General features: G+C 42.3%; 10 protein-coding genes. 5 read left to right on the top strand and 5 right to left on the bottom strand.

All coding sequences use genetic code 11. The features are described 5' to 3' along the window. Positions 1-64 precede the first annotated feature (64 nt). From OKIT_RS03495 to pulA, 4 genes are read left to right on the top strand one after another with little or no spacing between them, the layout of a single operon-like run. Positions 65-1,174 (top strand): ABC transporter ATP-binding protein, encoded by a 1,110-nt coding sequence (locus OKIT_RS03495; protein WP_007745372.1) that lies wholly within the window; start codon positions 65-67, stop codon positions 1,172-1,174. Next, positions 1,174-2,976: a glycoside hydrolase family 13 protein gene (locus OKIT_RS03490; protein WP_007745371.1), complete on the top strand. Its 1,803-nt coding sequence runs from the start codon at positions 1,174-1,176 to the stop codon at positions 2,974-2,976. The genes OKIT_RS03495 and OKIT_RS03490 overlap by 1 nt, the downstream gene beginning before the upstream one ends. After that, a complete protein-coding gene (locus OKIT_RS03485; protein WP_007745370.1) occupies positions 2,977-4,650 on the top strand; it encodes a glycoside hydrolase family 13 protein in 1,674 nt (557 codons plus the stop codon). Further along, positions 4,647-6,554: a type I pullulanase gene (gene pulA, locus OKIT_RS03480; RefSeq protein WP_007745368.1), complete on the top strand. Its 1,908-nt coding sequence runs from the start codon at positions 4,647-4,649 to the stop codon at positions 6,552-6,554. Before OKIT_RS03485 ends, pulA begins: the two co-directional genes overlap by 4 nt. Before the next feature lie 27 nt (positions 6,555-6,581). Here pulA and yihA read toward each other — a convergent pair whose 3' ends face one another. The 4 genes from yihA to OKIT_RS03460 all read right to left on the bottom strand — a co-directional run bounded on the left by yihA (position 6,582) and on the right by OKIT_RS03460 (position 10,759). Next, positions 6,582-7,175: a ribosome biogenesis GTP-binding protein YihA/YsxC gene (gene yihA / locus OKIT_RS03475; RefSeq protein ID WP_007745366.1), complete on the bottom strand. Its 594-nt coding sequence runs from the start codon at positions 7,173-7,175 to the stop codon at positions 6,582-6,584. Positions 7,176-7,239: 64 nt separating this feature from the next. Further along, the gene (locus tag OKIT_RS03470) at positions 7,240-8,574 is read right to left on the bottom strand and encodes an Nramp family divalent metal transporter (protein ID WP_007745365.1); all 1,335 of its coding nucleotides are present in this window, start codon (positions 8,572-8,574) and stop codon (positions 7,240-7,242) included. Between the two features lie 140 nt (positions 8,575-8,714). Further along, positions 8,715-9,896 carry an oxidoreductase gene (locus OKIT_RS03465; RefSeq protein WP_007745364.1) on the bottom strand — a complete coding sequence of 394 codons (1,182 nt, stop codon included), beginning with the start codon at positions 9,894-9,896 and terminating at the stop codon, positions 8,715-8,717. Positions 9,897-10,114: 218 nt separating this feature from the next. Then, the gene (locus tag OKIT_RS03460) at positions 10,115-10,759 is read right to left on the bottom strand and encodes an NAD(P)H-binding protein (protein ID WP_007745363.1); all 645 of its coding nucleotides are present in this window, start codon (positions 10,757-10,759) and stop codon (positions 10,115-10,117) included. A 361-nt stretch (positions 10,760-11,120) separates the two neighbouring features. Here OKIT_RS03460 and OKIT_RS03455 point away from each other — a divergent pair, with 361 nt between their 5' ends. After that, a complete protein-coding gene (locus OKIT_RS03455; protein ID WP_007745362.1) occupies positions 11,121-12,509 on the top strand; it encodes an amino acid permease in 1,389 nt (462 codons plus the stop codon). Between the two features lie 138 nt (positions 12,510-12,647). On the opposite strand, the gene OKIT_RS03450 is transcribed toward OKIT_RS03455, so the two are convergent. Next, positions 12,648-14,273 (bottom strand): ATP-binding cassette domain-containing protein, encoded by a 1,626-nt coding sequence (locus OKIT_RS03450; protein ID WP_007745359.1) that lies wholly within the window; start codon positions 14,271-14,273, stop codon positions 12,648-12,650. Positions 14,274-14,510 lie beyond the last annotated feature (237 nt).

Here is a 14,510-nt window from a genome sequence, read left to right as displayed (position 1 = left end):
CAGATCGAAATACTTGTATAAGTAAGTGCTTTCATATAAACTATCAAATGAGGAGTATTGGAAGATGCCGGAAATTAAACTCGAACACATATCAAAAATCTATCCAGGCCAAAGTACCGCGACGATCAGTGATTACAACCTAGAAATCCATGATAAGGAATTTATTGTTTTCGTCGGCCCATCAGGATCCGGAAAATCCACAGTACTGCGAATGATTGCCGGGCTTAATTCAATCTCGCGCGGAAATCTTTATTTTGATGGCCAAAGGATGAATGATATTCCGCCAAAAGATCGAGGAATCGCGATGGTTTTTCAGGACTATGCGCTTTATCCGCATTTAACTGTTTACGAAAACATTGCTTTCCCTTTGCGAATCGCCAAAATTCATTCAGTGGAATTAGATCAGCGCGTGAAACAAACGGCGAATATCTTAGGATTGGATGATTTCCTGGATCGAAAACCAGCTGATCTATCAGGCGGCCAAAGACAACGTGTCGCGATTGCTGGCGCGATTGTACGCGGATCCAAAATTCTATTGATGGACGAACCGCTCTCAAATCTAGACGCTAAATTGCGAGTGCAGGCCCGCTCAAACATTTCCGACTTGCACAAAAAGATCGGTTCAACAACGATCTATGTGACTCACGATCAGACAGAGGCAATGACTTTAGCAGATCGGATCGTCTTAATTGATCACGGCAATATCCAACAGGTGGCTAGTCCTGAAGACATGTACAACTATCCTGCCAATTTATTTGTGGCGACATTTATCGGTAGCCCAGAAATGAATGTCTTTAAAGTAATTTATGATAACGGAACCGTCGATAATGAGCAAGGGATTAAATTCAAATTACCAAAGGGTATTTCTAAGCAGCTGGATGCAGCTGGTTATGACAAAAAGGATATTTTTTTCGGAATCCGGCCAGAAGATATACACGCTGAAGATATTGCCTTACAGGCATATAAGGAAGCTGTTTTTACAGCTCAAATCGAACTTTCGGAATTATTAGGCGAAACAGCTTTGCTGCATGTCAATAGCCAGAAAAGTAAAAATATTGTTGTAAAAGTGAACCAACGCGATAACGCCAAAGTTGGACAGACTATCACTTTAGCTATGGATCTTAATAAGGCACATTTTTTTGATGGGCAGGGAAATCACAAGAGGATTATTTAATGAACACAGCAGCTGTTTACCACAGGACAGATTCAGAATACGCTTTTTTATATGGTGATCGAGACCATCTGAGATTACGATTACGCACCGCAGCTGGTGATGTTAAAAAAGTGTCGCTCCTATATGGCAATTTTGTTGAAGGCTCATACACACACTGGTACGATGGCGATGGCAGTGCCATGCAGAAGTACCTGTCGTCTGATTATTTTGATTATTGGACAGCCACCATTGAAGAGCCAATCGGGCATTTACCGGCATACGGTTTTCTAGTGGAAGATTTTTCAGACAATCAATATTTATATGGTGATCGCGGGTTGGTTATTGACAGTCCTAGTGCCCGCTCAGATGTTGCCACGAATTATTTTCGCCTGCCTTATATGCATGAAATCGACCGAGTCATGAGTCCCGAATGGGTCAAAAAAACGATTTGGTACCAAATATTTCCAGATCGTTTTTCTGATGGCAATCATGATAATGACTCCAAGGTGACAAAGGACTGGAGTGACAATCAACCCAGCAGCCAAGATTTCTATGGTGGCGATTTGCAAGGAATCATCAATCACCTGGACGATTTAGCTGATTTGGGTATCAATGGCATTTATTTGACACCCATCTTTAAATCTCCCAGCAATCATAAATATAATACCAGCGATTACCTGGAAATAGACCCGACTTTTGGCGACAAGAACGTTTTCAAAAAATTAGTAGATGCTGTTCACGCCCATGGTATGAAAATTATGCTGGATGCCGTTTTTAATCACGGCGGGGATGAAAGTGCACAGTGGCAAGATGTTTTGCGAAACGGTCAAAAGTCGATTTTTGCTGATTGGTTTGTGATTCATGATTTTCCTATCCATTTCCACGAGACGGAGCTTGCTTATCGGCCCGATAAAAATTATGAAAGTTTTGCATTTACCAAGGATATGCCTAAATGGAATACGGCTAATCCCGAAGTTCAGGATTACCTGATCGGTGCAGCCGCATATTGGACCAAAGAATTTCAAATTGATGCCTGGCGTTTAGACGTGGCAAACGAAGTTGACCATCATTTTTGGCGTCAATTCCGTAGCAAAATCAAATCCATTAATCCTGAAGTGTTCATCGTAGGTGAAATTTGGCATAGCGCTGGTCCCTGGCTGAACGGTGATCAAATGGATTCAGTCATGAATTATGGTCTAACATCTGATGTTAACCATTATTTTGTAGATCAAGATATTACCGCCAGCCAATTAGTTTCTCAATATAATGACCGCTTGATGAACTATCGCGACCAAACGAACGAGGCGATGTTTAACCTGTTGGATTCGCATGACACGATGCGTATCAAGACACGTGCTAAGGGCAACATGAATCTGGTCAAATCTGCCTTTGCCTTTCTTTTCTTGCAACCCGGCACACCGGATATTTATTACGGCAGTGAGTATGGCATGGCCGGCAAAGAAGATCCCGATTGTCGTCGGCCAATGGTCTGGGACAAACAGCAGCAAGATCTGAATATGTACGATTTTATGAAACGGCTGATTGCGCTGCGCCATGATAACTGGCAAATTTTGTCTGAGGGGAAAATCTTTTGGGACAAAGTTCCGGTCGAGAATCGTTTACTGGCTTTTGGGCGTTTATTAGGGAAGAAAAAAATCGGCAGTTTCTTCAATGGCAACCAAAAAACTTGGTCCCTAGCAAATCATAATATTGCCATCTCTGAATCAGATATTTTGATCGGCAATCGTTACCATATTAGGTCGGACAAACAGCTCGAAATCTTCCCGGAGGGATTTATAATCATGAAAGCAGATAATCAGTAAATGACAAGCGACCAATCACGTACTTGGTGGCAAAACGCAATTGGGTACCAAATCTATCCAATGAGTTTCCAAGATTCAAATAATGATGGTGTCGGCGACTTGCGCGGCATTATCGATCGGATTGATTACATCAAAAAACTTGGTGTTGATTTGGTATGGTTAAATCCAATATACAAGTCTCCCAAAGTTGACAATGGGTACGATATTTCTGACTTCACATCCATCGACCCTATATTTGGCAGCCTATCAGACTTCAAAGAATTGTTAGCCAAACTCCATAAGAACAATATTCATTTAATCATGGATCTGGTCATCAACCATACCTCCGACCAGCATCGATGGTTTCAAGAGGCTTTAAAATCCAGGGACAATCCTTATCATGATTATTATCTTTGGCAGGATGGTTTAGCCGATCAAGTACCTAACGATTGGCACAATTGGGACGGCCAGTCGGAATGGACTTTTGTGCCGGCATTAAAACAATGGTATTTTCACATTTTTAATCCTAAAATGCCGGATTTGAATTGGCAGAATTCAAAACTGAGAAATGAGGTTATATCTGCCATTAAATGGTGGCTGGATCTAGGCATCGACGGTTTTCGTTTGGACGCCATTTCGCACCTCAAAAAAATGCCTTTCGGCCAATCCATGTCCAGCATAAGCAAAGAAAATGGCGGTGATCCTTGGCGCGTGCATACGAATGTGACCGGCTTACAAGAATACCTGCAATTATTGAAAAATCTTTTTCAACAATACCCCATTTTTACAGTTGGTGAAGCTAATGGCGTGAGTGCTTCTCAAGCACAACTATGGACTGGCAGTGACGGCTATTTTAATTCCATTTTTCAGCTTGAACAAAATGCCCATGATGGCATCGATTCAAAAGGCCGCAGTAAAGGAAATTTTCAAGTTTTTAAGAAAACAGTTTTTCATTGGCAAAACGCATTGCGCCTATACGGTTGGGGAAGCCCCTATCTTTCCAATCACGATACACCGCGTGCTTTACAGAATTGGGGAGATGATAAAAGTGCGAAATCCGGCAAGGCCTTAGCGACAATTTTATTGTCACTGCAGGGCACACCTTTTATCTACTTTGGTGATGAAATCGGAATTCCGAGTTTCCAGTTCAAGAATATACAGGAAATCAATGACCCAGAGGCTCAGATGCGTTTTAAATCGGAGCTGGCGGCCGGAAAAGATCAGCAAACAATCTTTGCTGATCTGCGATTATGGAATCGCGATCAAAGCCGTACGCCTTTCCAATGGGACGACACTAAAAATGCCGGTTTCACGACTGCCAGGCCTTGGATAGAGATCAATCCTAGCTTTACAAAAATTAACGCAGCTACCCAGGATCAACAGAAAAATTCACTCTTAAATTATTATCGCCGCATGGTTCGCTTGCGACATGATCAGAGTGCTTTGCACACAGGGGAGTTTACAGCAGTCGAAGCTGAAGACCCGCAAGTCATGGCGTTCGTACGAAAATCAGAAAAACAAATGGCTTTCATTTTCGCTAATTTAACTGATACGCCAGCACTTTTTGAGCTTCCTGAATCTCTACTCTGCGGTTCTTGGCGATTACTAATCAGCAATTTTCCAAATGCTCGCCTCAGCCAGCAGATCAGCCTTCAGCCTTATGATTCCGCCATTTTTATAAAGGATCTCAAATGACAACAGAAGTATCCCTATTCTCAGAAATTCAATCAGAAGCATTCGATAACAAATTTAAATACAAAGGCAGTGATTTGGGTGCACATTACACAGCTACCGGCACTAGCTTTAAATTATGGGCTCCAACTGCCCTTAAAGTAGATTTAATCGTCTACGGGAATGCTAAACAGCCAATGCTCGATGGCACTGTTTATCATATGCAACGCGGATCAGACAAACAACGAGGCATTTTTATACTTTATCTGGCAGGCGACCACGACAAGATGATCTATAATTTCCGTCTATCTTTTAAAAATGGCCGCATCACAGAAAGCCGAGACCCCTATGCATTTGCAGTGACAGTAAATGGCGATCGTTCTGTGGTTATTGATCAATCCAAAAGTTATCCGGCTGATTTTCATTCCAGCCGTTTTAAACGAGTTGATCAAGCCGTTGATGCTCTGATTTATGAACTTCATATTCGTGATTTTACGACCAGCCCTAGTTCCGGGATTGATCAGCAGTTTCGAGGAAAATATTTAGGGGCTGTTCAGACTGGCAGTACAAATCCCGCCTCTTCTAAGGCAACCGGGATCGATTATTTGAAACAGATTGGTATTAACTATGTACAGATACAACCCTTTTTTGATTTCGCAACTGTTGACGAAAATAATCCATCGTCAAAATATAATTGGGGTTATGATCCAAAAAACTATAACGTGCCAGAAGGTTCCTACGCTAGCAATCCCAATGATCCTTATTGCAGGCTGATCGAAACAAAAGAAATGATTCAGGGTTTCCACGACCAAGGTATTGGTGTGATTATGGATGTTGTCTACAATCACGTTTTCCTAGTTGATCAATCAAGCCTTGACGCGACAGTACCGGGTTATTATTTCCGGCATAATCCTGATGGCAGCCTCTCAAACGGCAGCGGCATCAACAACGATACCGCTTCAGAACGTGCCATGTTCCAAAAATTTATGATTGACAGCGTGTGTTATTGGGTTAAAAATTTTGGCGTTGACGGTTTTCGTTTTGATTTAATGGGTATCCATGATGTTGATACAATGACCAAAATTCGCCATGCGATGGATGAGATCGACCCAAAAATATTATTATATGGCGAGGGTTGGAACATGAATACGGCCCTGCCGGAAAAACTCAGAGCCACACAACAAAATGCCGATGTCCTACCCGGAATTGCATTCTTCTCCGATCAAATGCGTGACGCCGTGAAGGGCGATGGCGACTCCCAAAAAGGCGGTTTTGTTAACGGCCCCTATCAGCTCTCAGCCAACCAGCAATTAAAGGCATCTATCCTTGGGCACGCAAGCAATGGCAGTTATCAAAACGCTGCGCAGCTGATCCAATATGTTGAAGTTCATGATAATTTGACTTTAAACGACAAATTATCTTTAACGAATCCGCAGGACGATCCATATCATCATTATCTGAGAGATACACTCGCTACTGCCATTATTTATTTGTCAGAAGGCATTCCGTTAATCGCTGCCGGTCAGGAATTCTTACGGTCCAAACATGGCAACGCTAATTCTTACAATGCACCAGATATTGTGAATGCCCTTGATTGGGGTCAGTTATCAAAACAGCACAAATCAATTGAATTTCTGACACAGCTGATTAATTTTAGAAAATCCACGACTCAGCTGCACTTAACCCGCTACGATGACATTGATCGGCAGGTTAAGTTTTGGGATAGCGGCACAAAATCTTTGATTGTTTATACCTTGGATCATGATTTTCTGATTGCTCTAAATGCATCGGGTCAAAAAATAGATTTAAAAACAAAAATCAGTTATGTAAATTTCAATCAAGCCAAACTTCTCTTGACTAACGATTATCAAGAGAACGGCTCAAAAGCCGAAATCAATGATTTGACAATACAAGTTTGGAAATTATAAGCTGCGATCGTAGGAACTCAGCCTGCCTCAGACAACGCCACTTTGTTTCTGAATCCAGTCCCAGATTTCCTGGCTGCCGAATTTTTCAACCGCTGAAAACAAGGCTAGTGAACTGAATTGGGGCTGAAAATTCAGGCTTTTTTTAATGCGGGATTCGACTGCGTTGTGTTTGCCGCGAGCCACTTTATCGGCTTTTGTCGCAACCACTAAAATCGGCACTTGATAATAGGCCAGCCAATTGTACATGAGTTTATCGTCTTCGGTTGGTTCCATCCGAGCATCCATCAAGCTGACAACCCCACGCAATTGTTTACGGCTGCTGAGATAAGCCTCGACCATCTGGCCGAATTGTTCGCGCTGCGCCTTACTGACTTTGGCATAACCATAGCCAGGAACATCGACAAAATACAGTTTTTCGTCCAAGTTATAAAAATTCAAAGTCTGCGTCTTTCCGGGCTGGCTGCTGGTACGCGCTAAACCATTACGCTGCAGCAAAGTGTTGATTAAAGTCGATTTGCCGACATTGGACCGGCCGACAAAAGCGACCTCTGGTAACTGACCGTCTGGGTATTGTTTTGGGGCAACGGCCGAAATGATTAATTTAGGATTAATAATCTTCATAGAATTAGTTTCACACATTTTTTAATGAAAAACAGTAAAGTCACCTTCGGAAATTTGTTTCCGATTAAAAAATCTGAAATACCAAGTAAACATTCAATATAATCAGAACGATCGTCGCAATCGTGGCTGCCCATTTGACCCAAGCGCTATTTTTGAAAGAACCCATCAATTTTTCATCGTTCGTGTAGATAACTAATGGGACGACCGCAAAAGGCAGGGCGATGCTCAAAAAAACTTGTGAAAAGGTCAGCAGTTCTTCTAAACGTGCTTCGCTGCCGCGATAAATAATCGCAAAAATCAAGACCGGTGTTACCGAGAATAAACGTGTCAGCAAGCGTTGAGCCCACAATGGCATCCGTAAATGGATAAAACCTTCCATAATGATCTGTCCGGCCAAGGTACCTGTTATTGTCGAACTTTGTCCGGAAGCCAATAAGGCAATCGCAAAAAGCATGCTCAATACCGGGCTGGCAATCGCACCAACAATCTGACTATTATTCAAGGCATTAAACAAATCGACAAAGCGGCCGACATCACTATTGGTACCGTAAAAAAGTGCCGCACCCAAGACTAACAGCAAACTGTTCACAATAAAAGCAATTGTCAGCTGCAGATTGGAATCGATGGTTGTAAAACGAATGGCTTTAGCGACAGATTTTTTGTCTTCGCGGTCAATGGCACGCGTCTGAGAAATAGAAGAACCAAGATACAAATCATGCGGCATAATCGTCGCACCGACAATACCTAATGCCAAATAAAGCATGGGCGTGTTTGTCACGATCTGTTCTGTTGGTAAATAACCTTGAATTACTTTGGCGATATTCGGCTGGGATAAGAAAACCTCATAAGCAAAGACCAGCAGCACCACGGTGATCAGCGTGACAATAATGGCTTCAATTTTTCGAAAACCTAATTTAGTCAGAACCAGCAGCAGCAAAACATCAGCAGCGGTAATCAGAATTCCGATGATGATCGGGATATTAAATAACAAGCGTAAAGCAATACCGGACCCAATAATTTCGGCAATATCGGTCGCCATGATAGCCAATTCTGTAATCACCCACAGAATAAAGCCGACTTTTTTTGATGTCCGATCCCGTGTCAGCTGAGCGAGGTCTTTGCCGGTCACGATGCCGAGTTTGGCGGCCATTGATTGTAAAAGCATTGCAATCAAGCTGGACAAAAGAATCACAGATAACAATACATACTCGAATTGTGCACCGCCCGCAATAGACGTGATCCAGTTTCCAGGATCCATATATCCAACTGCAATCAGGGCACCGGGGCCTGTATAAGCCAGCAAGGTACGGAAAAAACTAGCGTTCTGAGGTACTTTGATACTGCCGTTTATTTCATCCAAACTCTTTTGCCCGGATGTATTTTTATTAGCATTTTTCATGTTGTACCTACTTTCAAGAACGTCAATTAGTCTCTAAACTAATTATGACAAACTACGGCCGATTACAAGCACAAAAAAAGACAAGCCTTGTCTAGGGCGTTGTCTTTAATCAAAAACTTACAGCAGCTAAATACTTGTTTTTAATCCAATCCTGGGAGCGGAATACCCTTACGATAGGAAACGCTGCGTGTCGAACCATCGGTATCAGCATAATTGTCAACGAAACCATCAGGCAGTTTAACATCCTTTAAGTGCTGAATGGTAGTCGTTCGAACGATCTCATCTTCACGATTTTCTTTGATCTTAAGAACAAATTCCGGGTCAATCAGCATTTCACGGCCAACATAGACACCGGATTCGCCTTTCTCGTCATCAACAGCATCCATGGCCTGGTCAGCAGTGAAAATATTTGTGCCGACATAGACTGGTACGTTACCGGCTAGTTCGCGGAAAATAGTAGCGAATCTTTTCGTATGTCCAACTGGAACAGCGTTGTAATCTGGGCGTTTGGCATTATTGTAGCCAGCGGCCAAATTCAACGACAGATTCAAATAATCAATTCCGACTTTGAGGACTTCTTTAGTCTGTGCGATCATATCATCCACATCATATCCAACTGAATCGCCATGACGCTCTTCAGGGCTGATACGCCAGCCGATAATAAAATCAGATTTATCAGCTTCAGCAACAGCCTCTTTCAGACTTTTCAATACGGCTAATGGAAAAGCCATCCGTTTTTCCAATGAGCCGCCCCACTTATCAGTCCTGCGATTTGAATAGGTAGAGAAGAACTGCTGCAGCAAATCGTGGTTGCAGTTATGGATTTCAATCCCATCAAATCCAGCTTCGATCGCGCGCCTTGTCGCATTCTTATAATCATCCAGCACCTGCTCGATGTCGGCTTGGCTCATTTCATCAAAGTCATAATGAACCCAAGGAAAATCGACCTTGCTTGGCGCATAGACACGATTCCCATATTTTTGCGAGCCCATCGCATCTCGGCCTGCATGAGAAAACTGCAAAATAGCTTTGGCTCCGCCAGCCTTCATCGCAGCTGCCAGTTTAGTCAAACCGGGAATGTCATCATCGTGAGCTGCACTTAATTGACCCTGAATCTGGATCCCAGAATCATTCACATAAGCATAGCCCGTATCGGCCACGCCGACGTTTGCTGCGCGAATCCGCAGATATTCAACCTGCTGATCAGTTACCTTGCCGCCATTAGAAGAATCGTCACACATGGGTGCCAGCATAAATCGGTTTTGAACTGCCGTGCCATTGCCTAATGTGATTTTTTCGAAAAGTTTATCGTATTTACTCAATTATAAAAACCTCCATGATAGACCAGCATAGCGATGTCAGGAATTTTTGTCAATCAATATTAGGACATAAATTTTTCCAAAAAACATTCAAAATTTCATGTTTTTTTACAAATATTTTATATTATTTATTTGATAGTGAAAAATATATTTTAATTGTATTGTCAAACAGAATTTAATTTTTTTCACAAGTGAAAAAATGTTCAATTAGTTTTTGATAGTTAATAAACCGGACGGGTCTGTCCTTGCGTGGCCGGATCAGCAATGCCAACACTATCGTTTTTCAAAAAGTCCGGATCAGCAATTATTCGCAAAACAACGTCTGCAATACTTTTCCGTGATCCAGAAACACCCAGATACTGTTCGTCTTTATGCGTAATTTCGTATTTGACTTCACGATCGTTTAACCAAGGCAGACGCAATGTCGTATAGGCGAGACCTGACTGCTCCATGATCTGATCGGATCTAAGTGCTGATGCCAGCCCGCTGCCAATAGCGCTCTTATTCCATCTACCGTATGCGCCAGGCACTTCATCATAAATACCGAGCACATTCGCATAAATTAAGCGTTGAACACCAGCCGCTTTCATGGCATCAACGACATTCTGTGTTTGATGATTATCAGGTGTATGGTCAACAACACCGACGAAAACAATATCTTGGCCAGCAATCGCCTGTTTGACATCAGCCGGATTGTCCAAACTGCCCGTGATCGAAGTGACTCGCGAATTACTGGCTAAACGACTTTTTTGGCGTGCAAATAATGTTAAATGAACATCAGAGAACTGACTGCCATTTAAAAGACCTTCTTCGACTAATTGTGAAATTTGGCCATTGGCGGCCATGATGAGAACATTTTTTGTCATTTTTAATACCTCCGTTATATTTATTCAAATTTGTATGAGACAGACACACAGCTGATTGTTGCTAGCAGCAGCACTGGCACATTTTTTTCGTCGCCAGCTTAATATAGCCGCCTTTCTCTCAGCGATACATAGTGTAATACTTGGAGTGTACATCAAGTCAAATCCATTATTCAGCTATGTGTGGCTACTTTTTATTTCCTATAACAGAACACGACATCGCCCATCATATAAAAAGAAACAAAATATGTTAGATAAGCTTACATAATAATGAATGAACGTGTCATTTGATCATACAACCTAGCTTAAATAAAAGTTATCTAAGTTGGTGGACTTACTTATCTTTTATTTTAGGAGGACCATGATGAAATCGAAAATTGTTAAGAACCCAGATGGCACACGGCGTGCATTGAGCAATCGCCATGTGCAGATGATCGCTATAGGCGGCACGATTGGAACAGGATTGTTTTTGGGATCCGGCAGCACGATTAGTAAAACGGGGCCATCGGTACTATTGGTGTACGTGATTCTCGGCCTGTTTTTCTTCCTAATGATGCGAGCCATCGGAGAAATGTTTTATTCCGACCCATCTCAACATACTTTTGTGTCTTTTATATCACGCTATTTAGGCCCAACAGCCGGCCACTTCACAGGCTGGACTTACTGGATCGGCTTAGTCTTTGTTTGTATGGCAGAATTAACAGCGACTGCCAGTTATGTCAAATACTGGTTCCCTAATATACCTTCCTGGATCGTGGAACTGGTTTTTCTAGGCGTATTGGCATCAGTCAATTTAATCGCTGCACGTCTCTTCGGTGAAGCGGAATTTTGGTTTGCCATGATCAAAATCATCGCCATTCTGGCAATGATCGTCACAGGTATCTTCATGATGACCAGTCATGCAGCGACACCGCTCGGCCATGCATCGCTATCAAATATTTTGCAAAATTATACTTTGTTTCCCCGCGGCGGATTTAATTTTATTTCTGCTTTTCCCATGGTGTTCTTCGCCTTTCAAGGTATTGAATTTGTTAGTATCACGATTGGCGAGGCTAAAACACCCCACGCAGTTATCAAAAAAGCGGTCAACGAGACACTACTCCGAATTCTGCTCTTTTATATAGGCGCTTTGATCGTGATTATGGGTATTATTCCATGGACATCTCTCTCCCCTACCAGCAGTCCATTTGTCCAAGTATTCAGACTAGCAGGATTCCCGGCAGCAGCAGCGACAATTAATTTTGTTGTCTTAACATCGGCTGCTTCATCCTTAAATAGCTGCATCTTCTCGGCTGGCCGTCACTTCTATCAATTAGCAACTGAAGTGCCGGAAAATTCTTGGATGTATCAGACATTCGCGAAGATTTCTAAGAACGGCGTCCCCGCTGCGGCTATTATCCTATCTGCAGCTTTGGTCTTGATTACACCCTTGATGAGTTTAACGACCACAATTGACTCAGTCTTCACAATTGTCACTGGTATCTCTAGCGACATGTACATCATTGTCTACACACTGACGATGCTGGCACACAGAAAATACCGCGAATCTCAAGACTTCCTGCCGAACGGCTTCTTGATGCCTGCCTATCATCTGACCAGTCCATTGACAATTGCATTTTTCGGGATTATTTTCATTAGTTTGTTCCTCGTCCCGCAAGATATGATTGGAGCAGTCGGCGCAGTTATTTGGACACTCGTGTTTGGCGGCTTGGAATACCTGAGGCAAAAGAGACTATCACCATTAAATGTCTAATTGAATCTTTCTCTGGTACTCGATAAACTTCTATAATAGTAAATCCGCTGTTTATGAACAGCGGATTTTTTGTTGGGATCGTTGATATATTAAGAGATTTTTTCAAAAGAAAAGACCCGCTATACACAGGCCTCCTCGTTAAATCGTCTTCAGACAAACATGATGATCCTGAAGGATATAAATTTGGTCCAAGTGCTCAGCAGTTGCTGTCCTCAAGTGGTGTGTCACCATCAACAACGTGATTCTCGGGTTATGAATCAGGCTATCTTCAATTTGATCAGCCGATTTTCGATCTAAGGCCGAGGTACCCTCGTCAACGAGAAAAATGGATCGGCCAGAAAGCAGGCCGCGGGCTAACACAATCCGTTGTTTCTGCCCACCTGAGAGGTCAGCGCCATCATGAGATAATTGTGTGGCTAAACCATCGGGCAGCTGGTCAATCAAAGGCTGCAGGCCGGCCTCTTCAACGGCGTGATTTAAAAGATCGTCCCCGATTTCTTGGCCCATCGTGATATTATTGGCCAAGCTGTCATTAAAAATATAAGGATCCTGATCCAGATAATAAATTTGTTCGCGAATCGACGCTGAGCTTAGATTCTGATAATTATCATGATCGAATAAGAGACTGCCTTGATAGTCCGTCAGCTTTGTGTTCAGCAAATTCAGCAGCGTTGATTTACCAGCACCGCTGGGTCCGATGAGCGCGTATTTATGACCTTTTTCTAAAACAAGATTAGCCTGCTTGAGAATGGGCTGATTTTTATAAGAAAAACTAACATCTTTTAATTGGATGCTTTGCTGCAAAGTTGCGGCCGACCTACTAGACTGCTGTTGCTGGACAGGCAGCTGTCTGAATTTGTCAAAGATCGGCCTGGTTGCTTTCATGGCAATCAGCGTTTGGCTGTTACCGGTAATGCCGGAAAACACACTACCGGCAAAATTTTCCGTAGCGACAATTGAACCAATTGGGATTAACTTCAAAAAGACCAAAATACCCGTTTGAATCACGACAATCAGCTGACTGGCCACACTAATGCCATTCACCGAAGCCGACATCGTGCCATAAATTTTTGCATAGTGGTTATTTTTGTCGGCTAAATGATCAGAAGCTGTCAAGACCTTGGCGACAATCCTGCGCGTGAGGTTCATCATATATAAAGGATTAAAGCCTTCTAATGTGTCGGTCAGTTGATCGGTCAATTTTTCTGATCCCTGTGTCATTTCTAAAGAAGTCCGGTCCAGTCTCTTTTTGAAAACATTGGGCGCCAGCAAAGTCGCCACCGACAGCATTGCCACAGTCACAATAAAAGAGTAGTGATAAAAAAGCAGGGCTGCCGCACCAAAAACAATATTGGCCGTGTTATCAACAAGATCGTAAAAATTATTAAAACCATTTTGATTAATCGTGTTGATATCATTGGTCATCCAAGAGGTATAAACAGCGTCGTTTCTAGCATGATAATCCTGATAACTGCTTTGCGAAATGCGTTTAGCAATATCACGACGGATAGCCGTATCCATGCGCTGGATAATTTTAGAAGAATAGTAATCCTGAATGTAGAGGCTGAAACAGTAAAAAGTATAAGCGGCTATTTCCAACAGCATCCAGATCAGAAAAGATTGCAAATGCAGATGGACCAAGGCTGTTAGAGCGTTAGCCGAAGCTAGACCTGCCAGCATGAGAACAAAATCTCGGAGAACCAGAAACGCAGACAAAAAACCGTTCTGTTTGGAGAACTCACGTAAATACTGAGTTAAATTCATGAGTGTTACCCACCTTATTGTTATTTAATTTAGAAAATAGTTTTCTTAAAGAAATAACAAACTTGCTGGTGTGTGAACCAAAAACTTAAACATGTTCCGTCCTTTGCCAATACCGTTTGGGCTATTCTCTCATAAGCACCCGCGATTTTCAATTTAATCAGTCCAAACAATCTCACAATTTAAAATTATCCTGTTCATTCATTCGCGTCTGTGTTAATATAATAAACAATTATCTCG

The organism is Oenococcus kitaharae DSM 17330 (assembly GCF_000241055.1).
Taxonomy (GTDB): Bacteria; Bacillota; Bacilli; order Lactobacillales; family Lactobacillaceae; genus Oenococcus; species Oenococcus kitaharae.
This window is presented reverse-complemented; position numbering and strand designations above follow the sequence as displayed.